The sequence below is a fragment of the Thiobacillus sp. genome (assembly GCF_018780105.1).
Lineage (GTDB): Bacteria > Pseudomonadota > Gammaproteobacteria > Burkholderiales > Thiobacillaceae > Thiobacillus.
This window is the reverse complement of the sequence record NZ_JADMKC010000007.1, coordinates 376,555-390,290: the sequence shown is the minus strand read 5'-3', so window position 1 is coordinate 390,290 and position 13,736 is coordinate 376,555. Positions and strand designations below refer to the sequence as shown.

At 62.4% G+C, this 13,736-nt stretch carries 12 protein-coding genes; 5 read left to right on the top strand and 7 right to left on the bottom strand.

From position 1 onward, the window contains the following. Window positions 1–6: 6 nt before the first annotated feature. Genes IV098_RS08405 through IV098_RS08385 form a run of 5 tightly spaced genes read right to left on the bottom strand, consistent with a single transcriptional unit; the run spans window position 7 to window position 3,146 of the window. Window positions 7–237 (bottom strand): transcriptional antiterminator, Rof, encoded by a 231-nt coding sequence (locus tag IV098_RS08405; protein WP_296888038.1) that lies wholly within the window; start codon window positions 235–237, stop codon window positions 7–9. Then, entirely contained in the window at window positions 234–1,184 is a 951-nt protein-coding gene (locus IV098_RS08400; protein WP_296888035.1) for a S49 family peptidase, read from the bottom strand. The genes IV098_RS08405 and IV098_RS08400 overlap by 4 nt, the downstream gene beginning before the upstream one ends. Further along, a complete protein-coding gene (locus IV098_RS08395) occupies window positions 1,181–1,546 on the bottom strand; it encodes a Rieske 2Fe-2S domain-containing protein (RefSeq protein WP_296888033.1) in 366 nt (121 codons plus the stop codon). Before IV098_RS08395 ends, IV098_RS08400 begins: the two co-directional genes overlap by 4 nt. After that, window positions 1,525–2,190, bottom strand: a complete 666-nt coding sequence (locus tag IV098_RS08390; RefSeq protein WP_296888030.1) for an HAD-IA family hydrolase — start codon at window positions 2,188–2,190, stop codon at window positions 1,525–1,527. The genes IV098_RS08395 and IV098_RS08390 overlap by 22 nt, the downstream gene beginning before the upstream one ends. Next, window positions 2,187–3,146, bottom strand: a complete 960-nt coding sequence (locus tag IV098_RS08385) for an RluA family pseudouridine synthase (protein ID WP_296888027.1) — start codon at window positions 3,144–3,146, stop codon at window positions 2,187–2,189. Before IV098_RS08385 ends, IV098_RS08390 begins: the two co-directional genes overlap by 4 nt. A gap of 429 nt (window positions 3,147–3,575) precedes the next feature. Here IV098_RS08385 and IV098_RS08380 point away from each other — a divergent pair, with 429 nt between their 5' ends. From IV098_RS08380 to IV098_RS08370, 3 genes are all read left to right on the top strand, one after another. Continuing rightward, window positions 3,576–6,134, top strand: a complete 2,559-nt coding sequence (locus IV098_RS08380; RefSeq protein WP_296888025.1) for an Rne/Rng family ribonuclease — start codon at window positions 3,576–3,578, stop codon at window positions 6,132–6,134. A gap of 177 nt (window positions 6,135–6,311) precedes the next feature. Further along, window positions 6,312–7,541 carry a homocitrate synthase gene (locus tag IV098_RS08375; RefSeq protein WP_296888022.1) on the top strand — a complete coding sequence of 410 codons (1,230 nt, stop codon included), beginning with the start codon at window positions 6,312–6,314 and terminating at the stop codon, window positions 7,539–7,541. A 52-nt stretch (window positions 7,542–7,593) separates the two neighbouring features. After that, the gene (locus IV098_RS08370) at window positions 7,594–8,535 is read left to right on the top strand and encodes a sensor domain-containing diguanylate cyclase (protein ID WP_296888020.1); all 942 of its coding nucleotides are present in this window, start codon (window positions 7,594–7,596) and stop codon (window positions 8,533–8,535) included. 15 nt (window positions 8,536–8,550) lie between these two features. On the opposite strand, the gene IV098_RS08365 is transcribed toward IV098_RS08370, so the two are convergent. Continuing rightward, a complete protein-coding gene (locus tag IV098_RS08365; protein WP_296888018.1) occupies window positions 8,551–9,045 on the bottom strand; it encodes a low molecular weight protein-tyrosine-phosphatase in 495 nt (164 codons plus the stop codon). Window positions 9,046–9,123: 78 nt separating this feature from the next. After that, on the bottom strand, window positions 9,124–11,151 hold the full coding sequence (uvrB, locus tag IV098_RS08360) for an excinuclease ABC subunit UvrB (protein ID WP_296888015.1): 2,028 nt from the start codon (window positions 11,149–11,151) through the stop codon (window positions 9,124–9,126). A 70-nt stretch (window positions 11,152–11,221) separates the two neighbouring features. Here uvrB and IV098_RS08355 point away from each other — a divergent pair, with 70 nt between their 5' ends. Both IV098_RS08355 and IV098_RS08350 read left to right on the top strand, forming a co-directional pair. Beyond that, complete coding sequence (locus tag IV098_RS08355) at window positions 11,222–12,415, top strand: pyridoxal phosphate-dependent aminotransferase (RefSeq protein ID WP_296888011.1); 1,194 nt, start codon at window positions 11,222–11,224, stop codon at window positions 12,413–12,415. Window positions 12,416–12,441: 26 nt separating this feature from the next. After that, on the top strand, window positions 12,442–13,716 hold the full coding sequence (locus tag IV098_RS08350; protein ID WP_296888008.1) for a YhjD/YihY/BrkB family envelope integrity protein: 1,275 nt from the start codon (window positions 12,442–12,444) through the stop codon (window positions 13,714–13,716). The last annotated feature ends 20 nt before the right edge of the window (window positions 13,717–13,736 follow it).

Genomic DNA, 13,736 nt, shown 5'->3' with positions numbered 1-13,736 from the left:
CAACAATCAGTCCGGCGTCGGCGAGGCCTCAAGCGCGAAGCGGTCGAGCCGCAAGGTCAAGCGTTCGCCGGATTCCGTCTCGGCCAGCATCCATTCCGTGCCCTCGCGGGCATAGATATCCAGCGGCAACACGCGCAGCGACTCGCCCTCCACGCGTATCTGCAATCGCTGCCGGGTCAACGCGGCAAACTCCAGCCGCTCGTGATCGACGCAGGCGATCGGCCGGTAGTCAGTCACCGCAGGCTTACCCCGGTCTTTTCAAACGGCGTCCACGCCTGGGCGACTGACGCACCCAGACGGCCGGCGAGCCGCTCGGCCAGACCTTCCTGCTGCGTGTAGTCGACGACATCCTCGACCTTGATCACATCGCGGGCGACCGACTCAACGCTGCCGAGGCCGTCAGCCAGACCCAGCTGGATGCTTTTTTCGCCGCTCCATACCAGGCCGCTGAACATCTCGGGGGTTTCCTTCAGGCGTTTGCCGCGGCCTTCACGCACCACGCCGATGAACTGGCCGTGGATCTCTTCGAGCATCTGCTTGGCGAAGGCCTGCTGTTTGGGGTCGACCGGCGAGAAGGGGTCGAGGAAGCCCTTGTTTTCACCGGCGGTCAGCAGGCGACGTTCGACGCCGAGCTTCTCCATGGTCTGGGTGAAACCGAAGCCGTCCATCAGCACGCCGATGGAACCGACGATGCTGGCCTTGTCGACATAAATCCGGTCGGCCGCAGCCGCGACGTAGTAGCCGCCGGAGGCGCAGATGTCGTCGACCACCGCGTACAGCGGAATTTTCGGATACTTGGCGCGCAGGCGCTTGATCTCGTCGTAGATCTGGCCGGCTTGCACCGGGCTGCCGCCGGGGCTGTTGATGCGCAGGATCACGCCTTTGGTTTTCTTGTCTTCGAATGCGCCCTGCAGGCTGGCGATCACCGAATCGGCACTGGCCTGGTCGGAGGCGATGACGCCTTGCAAGTCGATCAGCGCGGTGTGCTCCTTGATCGAGACGCCGTCCGAACCGAACCAGCCCGCAGCCAGAAACAGCACCACGAACAGATACAAAAACGTCAGCGTTTTAAAAAGGATGCCCCAGTGACGGGTGCGCCGTTGCTCCTGCACGGCTGACATCGCCAGCTTTTCCAGCACGCTGCGTTCCCAGTTTGCGGGGGCGGATTTTTCAGGTTCACTCATTGGTTTTCCATCAAGGCGGGTTCAAGTAAATACACATGGCCGTTGCGCTCGACAACGGGCAAGGGGATCAGCCCGCGCCCGGCGCAGCGTCCGCCCACGCACGCGCCGGTGGCAGGATGATACAGCGCGCCATGCGTGGTGCAGATCAGATAGTGCCGCGAGACGTCGAAGAACTCGCCTTCCTGCCAATCGAGTTCCACCGGCACGTGGCCGCACTGATTGAGGAAGGCGCGCGGCATATCGTCGAAACGGATCACAAATGCAGGCTGCGACCGGCCGTGCCGCTCCAGCTCGAAGCGCACCCCCTTGCCCTGCTCGGCGAGATCGCCGGCCGCACAGATCAGGCGTTCGCGTTCAGCCATGCGTGCACCTCGGCAAAACTGTTCATCAAGGCCAGCGGCGCATGCGGGTGCAGATCATCCGGTTCATGCGCGCCGTAGGTCACGCCCAGGCTGGCCACCCCGGCATTCGACGCCATCAGCAGATCATGGCTGGTATCGCCGATCACCAGCGTGCGGGCCGGGTCGGCGCCCAGTTCCTCGATCAGTTCCAGCACCATGGCCGGATGCGGCTTGGAATGTGTCTGGTCGGCACAGCGGGTGGCGACGAACCACTCGCCCAAGCCGCTGGACGCAAGCGCCCGCTCAAGACCGTGACGGCTTTTGCCGGTGGCGACGGCCAGCTGGAATCCGCGGGCATGCAGCTGGCTGATGCCGTCCGCCACGCCGTCGAACAACGGGATGGCGTCGTCGCGCCCCAGGTAGTGATGGCGGTAGCGTTCGACCAGTCGCGGGTAATCGTCGGCCGGCAAATCCGGCAGCAAGGTCTGCAGCGCCTGTATCAGGCCCAGTCCGATAATCAGGCGCGAGGCGCGATCGCTCGGCGCGGCCAGCCCGATGTCTTCGCAGGCGCGCTGGATCGAATCGACGATGACCCCGGCGGAATCCATCAGGGTGCCGTCCCAGTCGAAAATCAGCAGGTCAAATTGGCGGGGGGGGAAGCTCATGGTGTACGCAGGGAATCCAGGAAGGCTGAAAGTTCGTCGGGCAACGGTGCTTCGATCAGCAGCCGCTCCTCTGTAATGGGGTGGACGAACGAAAGCTTGGCCGCGTGCAGAAACATGCGCTTGAGTCCCTGCCTGGCCAGCGTCTTGTTCAATTCGAAATCGCCATATTTATCGTCGCCCGCAATCGGAAACCCCAAATGCGAGGTATGCACGCGTATCTGATGGGTGCGGCCGGTTTTCAGTTCCGCTTCCAGCAGGGTGAAATCGGCAAACGGCTCCAGCCGGCGAAAGATGGTGTGCGCGGTCTGGCCGTCGTCGCGCACGGTGACGCGCTTTTCGCCGTTGTCGTCCACCCGTTTGTGCAGCGGCAGCTTCACGTGCTGAACCGGGTTCGGCCAGCGCCCGGCCACCAGAGTCAGATAGCGCTTTTCGATCTTGCCGTCGCGCATCGCGGCGTGCAGCCCGACCAGCGCGCGCCGCTTCAGCGCGATCAGCAACACCCCGGAGGTTTCACGGTCGAGCCGGTGCACCAGTTCCATATAGCGGCATTCCGGCAACTCCAGCCGCATCTGCTCGATCACCCCGCGCGAGATGCCGCTGCCGCCGTGCACCGCCATGCCGGCAGGTTTGTTCAATGCAATCAAGGCCTCGTCGCGGTACAGGATGCGCGGCAACAGGCGAATGCCGCCCTGCGGCAAATGGGTGGCGGGCGTGATCAGCGGGGTGGCAACCCGCACCGGTGGAATCCTCACCTCGTCACCCAGCTGCAGGCGATAGCTGACGTCGACCCGGCCGCCATTGATGCGCACTTCGCCGCCGCGCACGATCTTGTAAATGCGGCTTTTCGGCACGCCTTTCAGCTTCGCCATCAGAAAGTTGTCCAGCCGCTGGCCATCGGCGCTGTCGTCAATCTTCACGCGGCGGACAGAATCTTTCTCTAAGTCATTATTTTTCATATACACTACTGCCGGTTCAGGCCTTGTTTTGGCTGACAAATTTAGAGGCTAGACCGCTGTCGACTAGACCTCTAGCGAATACCGCCGGTTACAACGCTCACCGGCCGCCGCCTGCCCGGCCCGTCTGGATTCCTGCCGCACCGCTCACAATCGAGCTGGCGCGAACAGTCGAAACCACCCTGCCCCGCCAGTCGGCAAAGCAGCGATGTTATCAATAATGACGCGACAACACGCATACGAAAAACAAGCATTCACGCCCGGCCCATGCCAGCGGGAATCGGAAAGACCGCCTCGGCTCTGCCGACGACACTCTCCAGGAACAGGACAACCTAACCCATGCCGTTTCACTTACAACATCTGTAATCGCATGAGCCGCTGACATCAGCGGCAGTCTGGCCTGTCCCGTATGCACGCGCGCGGGAGTAAACAATGAAGCGCATGCTATTCAACGCAACCCAGGCGGAAGAACTCCGGGTTGCCATCGTCGACGGGCAAAAACTCGTCGACCTTGACATCGAGTCCGCCAGCAAGGAACAACGCAAGGGCAATGTCTACAAGGGTGTCATCACCCGCGTCGAGCCCAGCCTGGAAGCCGCGTTTGTCGATTATGGCTGCGAGCGCCACGGCTTCCTGCCGTTCAAGGAAATTTCCCGCGCCTGCCTGCCCGGCAATGGCCGCGCCCCCGAAAACCTGAAAGAAGGCATGGAATTGCTGGTTCAGGTGGAAAAGGACGAGCGCGGCAACAAGGGCGCCGCCCTCACCACCTACGTTTCGCTGGCTGGCCGCTATGTCGTGCTGATGCCGACCAACCCGCGTGGCGGCGGCGTCTCGCGCCGCATCGAAGGCGAAGACCGCAACGAACTTCGCGACACCCTGGCGCAGCTCGACATCCCCGAAGGCATGAGCCTGATCGCCCGCACCGCCGGCATCGGCCGTACCGCCGAGGAATTCCAGTGGGACCTGAACTACCTGCTGAGCCTGTGGAAAGCCATCGACGGCGCCTCCACCTCGCAAAAAGGCGCGTTCCTGATCTACCAGGAAGGCAGCCTGGTCATCCGCGCCATCCGCGACTATTTCTCGGCAGACATCGGTGAAATCCTGATCGACACCCAGGATATCTATGACCAGGCGCAGCAGTTCATGGCCCACGTGATGCCGGCCAACGTCAACAAGGTCAAGCTCTACCACGACGACGTGCCGCTGTTCTCGCGTTTCCAGATCGAACACCAGATCGAGTCGGCGTATTCGCGTCAGGTCAACCTGCCGTCCGGCGGCGCAATCGTGATCGACCACACCGAAGCGCTGGTGTCGGTCGACGTCAACTCGGCGCGCTCCACCAAGGGCAGCGATGTCGAGCACACCGCCACCGCCACCAACCTCGAAGCGGCAGACGAAATTGCCCGCCAGATGCGCCTGCGCGACCTCGGCGGATTGATCGTGATCGATTTCATCGACATGGAGAATCCAAAGAACCAGCGCGACGTCGAAAATCGCCTGAAGGACGCGCTGCGCCACGACCGCGCGCGCGTGCAAACCGGCAAGATCTCGCGTTTCGGCCTGCTCGAAATGTCGCGCCAGCGACTCCAACCGTCTTTGGGCGAAACCAGCTACAACCCCTGCCCGCGCTGCCACGGCACCGGCCACATCCGCGGCACCGAATCGTCGGCGCTGCACATCCTGCGCATCCTGCAGGAAGAAGCGATGAAGGACAGCACCGGCGCCATCCACGTCCAGCTGCCGGTCGATGTCGCCACCTTCCTGCTGAACGAAAAACGCGTCGACATCTACACCATCGAGTCGCGCCTCAAGGTCAATGTGGTGTTGATCCCCAACATCCACATGGAAACCCCGCACTACACCATGACCCGGCTGCGCCACGACGAGCTGAACCAGCGCGATGTGGCCGAGCCGAGCTACAAAATGGCCACCCTGCCGGAAACCGAATCGGGCTACCAGGCCGAACAGGCGCCCACGCCTGTCCGCCAGGAAGCTGCGGTCAAGTCGATTGCGCCGCCGCAACCCGTAGCGGCCGCGCGCCCAGTCGTCGCAGCGGCGCCGCAGGCCCAGGGCGGCCTGCTCGACCGCATCGTCGGCTGGTTCAAGAAGCGCGCCGACGAGGCGCCCTCCAGCGAATCGGCTCCGGTTGAAGCGGTTGCTGCGATTACCCGCAGTGAACGCAGCGAACGTCCGAACGAACGCCGCGAACGTTCCAGCGAGCGCAAGCCCGGCCAGCGCCGCGGTCGCGGCGAAAGCCGCAATGCCGAAGCGCGCAATGGCGAGACGCGTGGCGAAGCGCGCCAGAATGCGCCGCGCCAAAACGAGGCACGCCCAAGCGATGCAGAAAAACCCGCGCGTCCCCCCCGCCAGCCGAAACCGCGTCCCGAAACGGAAGCTGCACCGCGCGTAGCCGAAGCGGCAGAAGCGCCGCGTGAAAACGGTGCAGAAGAAAAGCGCGAACCACGCAGCCGTCGCGGCCGCGGCAATCGCCGCCCCCGTGAAGCGCGCCCCGAAGGCGCAAGCAGCACGCCGATGGCCGTGATCGAAATCGCCGGCTTCCGCGCCATCGTCGAGATTGCACGTCCACCCAAGGCCGCCGCAGCCCCGCAGACCTCGACGCAGCAACAGGATCTGCAACTGGAAGCCACCGCAGCGCCCAGCCTGCCGCCCACCGCGGTCACGGCTTCGCCGACTGCCATCCTGGCCGGCATGGCGTCGAGCGCCGCCAGCCTGCAGCAGGTGGAAACCCAGGGCATCGCAGCCAGCGCATCGGACGCGCAGGACGCCGGGCGTCCACGCCGTCGCCGTCGCCCGGCTGCCAAGCCCGCGGCTGAAGCGAGCGGACTGATGCAGGTGGAAACCAGCGCAGCGGCAGCCCCCGTCGTCGAGGCCGCAGTGGCCGATGCGCCCCACCCCACGCGTCGCCGCCCGCGTCCGCAGGTCGCAACGACGCAGGAACCGCTGGTTCAGGTGGAAACCCAGGCAAAGTAAGCGCCTGCAATGCAAGAAAAAGAGCCGCTTGATGCGGCTCTTTTTCCGCCATCTGTGTCAGGACATGAATCATTCTCCGTACACAATGCAGCCACATAGCCGCAGTATGCTTGGATCAATATGTCGACCACGCAAACAGACTTAGCCCGAACCCTTCTCGCAGGCGCGCAGGACAAAGTGGATGCCCTCCGCAGCATCCGCCCCTACCTGATCGACTTGTCCCTGCGCGAAAACCCCGTGGGGGCACGTATCGGACAAACACTGGCAGACAAGCTGGCCATTCTGCCCAGGCTGCGTGCATTCGGGTTCAGCAACATCCTGTTGGGCACGCTGGATTACGCCCTGCCGGACGAGCCCGAGGTAGACGACGACTTCATGCTCTACCTGCGCGATCACCAGATCGATATGTGCGGCTGTTTTGCGTTTACCGACATCGGAATCGCCCAGCCCGATGGCAGCTTTACGCCTTCGCCTTCCCTTCTCAAGCTGCAGGCTTATGGCGTGCCCAACACGCTGCACGAAATCTATCTCAGCAAGGCGGGTATGCGGGGACAGTACGATCTCGCGACCTTGTTTCGCAGCCTGCCCGCCAGCATCCAGTGGCTCAACGACAACGTCCGCGGCGACGCGGGCGCCAAGCCGCGCATCCTGATCAACATCGTGGACGGCTGCGATGCCTTTGCCGAGTCCCCCGAGACGGTGTTTTCAGTCCTGAATCTGCTTGCCGGGCTGCCGATCGAAGGCGTCAGCATCGAGGATGACCGCGGCACCTATCTGCCTTTCCAGGTGGGTGCGTACGTCGCAGCGGCGCGGGTGTTCCTGCCGCCGCCGCTGAAAATTCTGGTGCATATGCATGCCGGCGCCGGCTTCGAAAACGCCTCCGTGATCGAGGCGCTGCTCAATGGTGCCGATGGCGCATGGGGCGGTCTGCCCAAACGCGCCGCGATCATCGGCCATGCCTCGCTTGGCGAATTGATTGCCAATCTGGTGCGGGTGGGCAATCCGCACATGCAAGACTACCAGCTCGACCAGTTGCTGCCGCTGGCAAGCGGGTTGCAGACGCTGGACGAAAACGAACCGGTGCCAGACGACCTGCCCATCCTCGGCCGGAATGCCTACCGCTTGCCCCTGAGCTTTTTCCGGCAACAAGCCGATCGCTTTATGGATCTCGTGCCGGAAGCTATCGGCGGCGAATACCGTTACCGTATCTGCCCGGTCGTCAGCGACCCGGCCGTGATCGCCGGGCGGCTGGCCGAAGTCACCGGACATCCAGCGGACTTCTTCCCCGTCGAAGTACTCCAGCAGATGATCCGGCTGATGCGCCGCGACCTGCGTGCCGGGCGGCGCATCGTTTATGATGACCCGGAATCCCTGATGGAACTTTTTGAGCGGGCCTCGCCTGCTTAGGCGCAGTGCGTACCATTCCACATGAGCAATGCAGCAGGAGGAGTCTCGAGCAATGACCGATTTTTCACACGACATTGAAACCGACACTGGCATCTACAAAACCCTGCTGGAATCGACCAAAGCGATTCCGTGGAAAATCGACTGGGCCAGCATGCGCTTCGACTACATCGGCCCACAGATCGAAAGCCTGCTCGGCTGGACGCCCGCAAGCTGGGTGAGCGCCGAGGACTGGGCGACCCGCATGCATCCGGAAGATCGTGCATGGGTGGTGGACTTTTGCGTCTCGCAATCCCAGGCCGGAACCGACCACGAGGCGGATTATCGTGCGCTCACCAAGGCGGGCGACTATGTGTGGATCCGCGATGTGGTGCACGTGATACGCAACGCCGCCGGCGATGTGGAGGCACTGGTCGGCTTCATGTTCGACATCAGCGAGCGGAAAAAAACCGAGCAGAAACTGCTCGACCTGCAAAAGGAACTCGAGGCCCTGTCGTTCAAGGACGGTCTGACCGGCGTCGCCAACCGGCGCATGTTCGATTCGATCATGGAAATGGAATGGGCCCATGCCCGACACAGCAGCCAGCCGCTGTCGCTGATCATGCTGGACATCGATTATTTCAAGCAATACAACGATCACTATGGCCATATACAGGGCGACCAGTGCCTGAAACAGATCGGGCAGGTGCTGACCTCCGCCGCGACCCGCTCACGCGATTTTGTCGCCCGCTTCGGCGGTGAGGAATTCGTACTGGTCCTGCCCGAAACGGACGAGGCGGCCGCCGCCAAAATTGCCGAGCGCTGCCGCAACCTGCTGTTCAAGGAACAGATCCCGCACGAAAACTCCCCGGTGAGCCAGATCCTGTCCGTCAGCATCGGCGTGGGCACCGTCGTTCCCACTCATGCCGATGAGCCTGTCGCATTCATCGAAGCTGTGGACCGGCGGCTGTATCAGGCGAAGGAAAACGGCCGCAATTGCATCGTCAAGGCAGGTTGATCGACTGGCGCGAATTCAGGCGCCAGAGCGTCCGCCGGCCTGGCGATCGCCGGTAATCTCGCGGATCAATCCCTGCACCGCATCCTCGATCATGTCGAGGTTTTCTTCGAAGCCCTGCGGGCCGCCGTAATACGGGTCGACCACGTCCAGATTGGGGTACTTGCGGCTGAACGCCAGCAAGCGTCGAATTTTGCCGTGATACTGCGCCGGCGCACGCTCGACCAGGCGGCTGTGATTGTCGCCATCCATCGCCAGAATGTAATCGAACGCCTCGAAATCCGCGTCCGCCACCTTGCGCCCGCGCAAGCGGCTGATATCGGCGCCGCGCTGACGCGCCGCCTGCTGCGCACGCGGGTCGGGCGCATCTCCGACATGGTAGGCGTGAGTGCCGGCGGAATCCGTTTCCACCTGCTGCTCCAGTCCCGCTTCGCGGATGGCCTTGCGGAACATGCCTTCCGCCATCGGCGAACGGCAAATATTGCCCATGCAAACGAATAAGACTTTGGTCATGTATCGTGCTCTTCCACTCCTCTATTGATTCGATTCGAATCAATAACAATTGAATTTCGGCAGTTATTCATGATTGATTCAGATTTCTGGATCAATCATGAATAACACCTGCTTGAGGTCCTTCAACTGGTCGCGAAGTTCCGCTGCTTTCTCGAATTCGAGATTCTTTGCCGCGTCGGCCATCTCTTTTTCCAGCGTCTTGATTTTCTTCGTCAGCGACTTCTCGTCCATCACCTTGTATGCGGCGACGGTCTGCGCGGCCTTGAGTTCCTGGCGCGATGCGTCGGCATCGTATACGCCATCAATGATGTCCTTGATGCGCTTGACCACTCCGCGCGGGGTGATGCCATGCTCGACGTTGAAAGCCAGCTGCTTGATGCGGCGGCGGCTGGTTTCGTCCATCGCGCGGCGCATCGATTCGGTGATCTTGTCGGCGTACAGAATCGCGCTGCCGTTGAGGTGACGCGCGGCGCGGCCGATGGTCTGGATCAGCGAACGCTCGGAACGCAGAAAGCCTTCCTTGTCGGCATCGAGAATTGCCACCAGCGACACTTCGGGGATATCCAGCCCTTCGCGCAGCAGGTTGATGCCGACCAGCACATCGAACACGCCCAGGCGCAAATCACGCAGGATTTCGACGCGCTCGACGGTGTCGATGTCCGAATGCAGATAGCGCACCTTGATGCCATGTTCGGCCAGGTAATCGGTCAGGTCTTCCGCCATGCGCTTGGTCAGCGTGGTCACCAGCACGCGCTCGCCGACTGCGATGCGTTTGCGGGCTTCGCCCATCAGGTCATCGACCTGGGTGCCGACCGGGCGCACCTCGACCTGCGGATCGACCAGCCCGGTCGGACGCACCAGTTGCTCGACCACCTGACCGGCGTGCTCGGCCTCGTATTTGGCCGGAGTTGCCGACACGAACACGGTCTGCCGCATCAGACCCTCGAATTCCTCGAACTTGAGGGGACGGTTGTCGAGCGCAGACGGCAGGCGGAAACCGTAATCGACCAGGTTTTCCTTGCGCGAACGGTCGCCCTTGTACATGCCGCCGACCTGCGTCACGGTGACGTGCGATTCGTCGATGAACATCAGCGCATCGCGCGCCAGATAGTCGATCAGCGTAGGCGGCGGCTCGCCCGCCTTGCGGCCCGACAAATGGCGCGAGTAATTTTCAATGCCTTTGCAGAAGCCCAGCTCGGCCATCATCTCCAGATCGAAGCGGGTGCGCTGTTCCAGCCGTTGCGCTTCGACCAGCTTGCCGTTGGCGTAGTACCACTCCAGCCGGTCGCGCAACTCGACCTTGATCTGCTCGATCGCGCGCAGCGTGGTTTCGCGCGGGGTGACGTAATGGCTGGACGGGAACACGGTAAATCGCGCCACCTTCGACAGGATCTGTCCGGTCAGCGGGTCGAACAGATGCAGGGTCTCCACCACGTCGTCGAACAGTTCGACGCGGATCGCGGTCTCGGCGTGTTCCGCCGGAAAGATGTCGATGACGTCGCCGCGCACGCGGAAATGACCGCGCGAAAAATCGACGTCGTTGCGCTCGTACTGCATCTGCGTCAACCGCGTGATGACGTCGCGCTGGCTCATTTTTTCGTTCACCCGCAGCAGCAGGATCATGCTGTGGTAATCCGACGGATCGCCGATACCGTAAATCGCCGACACCGTCGCAACGATCACCGTGTCGCGCCGCTCCAGCAGCGACTTGGTCGCCGAGAGACGCATCTGCTCGATGTGTTCGTTGATGCTGGAGTCTTTTTCGATGAACAGGTCGCGCGCCGGCACGTAGGCTTCGGGCTGGTAGTAGTCGTAATAGGAGACGAAATATTCGACCGCGTTTTCCGGGAAGAACTCGCGCATTTCCGAATACAGCTGCGCCGCCAGTGTCTTGTTCGGCGCCATCACCAGCGCCGGCCGCCCGAGACGGGCGATCACATTGGCCATGGTGAAGGTCTTGCCCGAGCCCGTCACCCCGAGCAGGGTCTGGAAAGCCAGCCCGTCCTCGATGCCTTCGACCAGCTTTTCGATCGCGTTCGGCTGGTCGCCGGCCGGCGGGAACGGCTGGAACAGGCGGAACGGGCTATTGGGGAAGGTGACGAACACAGGTAAAATCGCGCGGCAAAAACCAACCGATAGTAGCACTCCGTCAAGACGGATGCATGAAGGAACCAAAGTGGAACTCTCCCGCCGCGTACAGGCCATCAAACCCTCCCCCACCCTGGCCGTCACCGCCCGCGCCGCCGCCCTCAAGGCAACCGGCCGCGACATCATCGGCCTGGGCGCCGGCGAACCCGATTTCGACACCCCGCAGCACATCAAGGATGCGGCCATCGAGGCGATCAACAAGGGCTTCACCAAGTACACCGCGGTGGACGGCACGCCGGGCCTGAAGGCCGCAATCATCGCCAAATTCAAGCGCGACAACGGCCTCGACTACACGCCCAAGCAGATCCTGGTGTCGTGCGGCGGCAAGCAGAGTTTCTTCAATCTGGTACAGGCCGTGATCAACGCGGGCGACGAAGTCATCATCCCGGCGCCTTACTGGGTGTCCTACCCGGACATCGTCATCCTCGCCGACGGCAAGCCGGTGATTGTCGAAGCCGGCATCGAGCAGGGCTTCAAGATCACCCCGGCGCAGCTAGAAGCGGTGATCACCCCGAAAACCCGGCTGGTCGTCATCAACAGCCCGTCCAACCCCACTGGCGCGGTGTATACCGGCGCCGAACTCGCCGCGCTCGGCGCCGTGCTGCGCAAACATCCGCAGGTGCTGATCGCCACCGACGACATGTACGAGCACATCCGTCTGGATGGCGCGCCCTTCGTCAACATCCTGAATGTGTGCCCGGATTTGTATGACCGCACCCTGGTGCTGAACGGCGTGTCGAAGGCCTATTCGATGACCGGCTGGCGCATCGGCTATGCGGCCGGCCCTGAAGCCATCATGCGTGCGATGACCAACGTGCAGTCGCAGTCCACCTCCAACCCCACCTCGATCTCGCAAGTGGCGGCCGAGGCGGCATTGAACGGCGATCAGAGCTGCATCACCCCAATGCTCGACGCCTTCAAAACCCGCCATCGCTATGTCGTCGACGCGCTCAACGCCATTCCGGGCTTCAAGTGCGTGGACAGCGGCGGCGCCTTCTACGCCTTCCCCGACGTGCGCGACGCGATCATGAATCTGCTGGCGCGCGACATCATCGAAGAACCGACCGACATCGCCTTCTCCGAATACCTGCTCGAATCCGCCGACGTCGCCGTCGTGCCCGGCTCGGCTTTCGGCGCCGAAGGCTATATCCGGCTGTCGTTCGCCACCTCGCAGGCCAACCTGGAAAAAGCCATCAAGCGCATTGCCGCCGCGCTGGCATAGCGTGCCGACACGGGCAAGCCTGGATCATGCGCTTTCCCGTCCTGGCTTTTCTGCGTGAGCGCCTGAGCGGGCCGCTCCAGCTCGCCCACACCACCGCGCGTCTGTTCGGCCGCAACGGTCTGCAGAATCACGCGGCGGCGGCGGCTTTCTACTTTCTGTTGTCCGCCACCCCGCTGCTGCTGTTGCTGAGCTACGCCCTGCAGCTGCTTGGCCACATTGCCGAAAACTCGGTGCCTGCCACCATCCTGATGGCCGCGCTCTACGACCAGATGCGGCTGGACAATCTGACCGCGCTGGGCTTTATCCCGCGCCAGGCCCAACTGACAGTGGGCGGCATCGGCCTGCTCACGCTGGTGCTGTCGTCGCGCGGACTGGTCAACGCAGTACAAGGTGCGTTCAACGTGATTTTCCCCAGTCCGGACAAGCGCAACCTGATGCTGTCCTGGGTGTTGCCCCTGATCATTTTGCCGCTGCTGTTTGCGCTGATGGGGCTGGCCATGCTGGCGCAGATGACGCTGAGTTTTCTGGCGCAAAACAATTTCATCGGCAGCGGCAATGCACAACTGCTGCAGACGCTTAATTCATTGTTCGGCTTTGCCATGGTGTGGTCGCTGCTGTTCGCAGCGTATTGGCGGCTGCCGCGCCAGCATCCACCTGCGCGGACTGCGGCGCTGTTCGCCCTCGCGGCCACGCTCAGCCTGGCTGTTCTGCTGTCGCTATTCGGCACATTTTTCAAGCTCGAAAGCCTGCGCAGTCTCTACGGTGCGCCCGGCAGCGTGGTGTTCGTGTTGATGGGCGCCTATTTCAGCTTTCTGTTGCTCTATCTGTGGGCGCAAGCCTTGTACGCCCATGGCAAGGCGGACATCACCGCGCTGGAGAAACTGTTTCTCGGCAACACGAGCGGCATTGGCAGGCTCGAAGCCTTCGTCTTCGGCGACCCCCATCGCCTGCTCGAAAAATACGGCGAAACGCACCCTGCCGGTCACACCCTGATCGAGGAAGGCAGCGATGGCCGTACTTCCTACTTTCTCCACACGGGCCGCGCGGCGGTCTACAAGCGCACCGATGAAGGTCAACACCAGATCGGCAGCCTCAACGCAGGCCAGCTGTTCGGTGAAATGGCTTATTTATTGAATGAAAAACGCACCGCTTCGATCATTGCCCAAACCAACATCACGGTACTGGCCTTGCCGCCGCACATCCTGGAAGAGTTGATGACACACTCGGCCCCGCTGTCGCGCCGCATCATCGACACCCTGTGCCAGCGCCTGCAGCAGATGATATTGGTCAGTTCAGCCTGATTCTCCCCGGCACGGAAGCG

Excerpts from the sequence above, each read along its gene's own strand:
- IV098_RS08400 (WP_296888035.1), bottom strand. The coding sequence starts at position 1,184 with ATGAGTGAACCTGAAAAATCCGCCCCCGCAAACTGGGAACGCAGCGTG.
- IV098_RS08395 (WP_296888033.1), bottom strand. The coding sequence starts at position 1,546 with ATGGCTGAACGCGAACGCCTGATCTGTGCGGCCGGCGATCTCGCCGAG.
- IV098_RS08390 (WP_296888030.1), bottom strand. The coding sequence starts at position 2,190 with ATGAGCTTCCCCCCCCGCCAATTTGACCTGCTGATTTTCGACTGGGAC.
- IV098_RS08385 (WP_296888027.1), bottom strand. The coding sequence starts at position 3,146 with ATGAAAAATAATGACTTAGAGAAAGATTCTGTCCGCCGCGTGAAGATT.
- IV098_RS08380 (WP_296888025.1), top strand. The coding sequence starts at position 3,576 with ATGAAGCGCATGCTATTCAACGCAACCCAGGCGGAAGAACTCCGGGTT.
- IV098_RS08370 (WP_296888020.1), top strand. The coding sequence starts at position 7,594 with ATGACCGATTTTTCACACGACATTGAAACCGACACTGGCATCTACAAA.
- IV098_RS08365 (WP_296888018.1), bottom strand. The coding sequence starts at position 9,045 with ATGACCAAAGTCTTATTCGTTTGCATGGGCAATATTTGCCGTTCGCCG.
- IV098_RS08350 (WP_296888008.1), top strand. The coding sequence starts at position 12,442 with ATGCGCTTTCCCGTCCTGGCTTTTCTGCGTGAGCGCCTGAGCGGGCCG.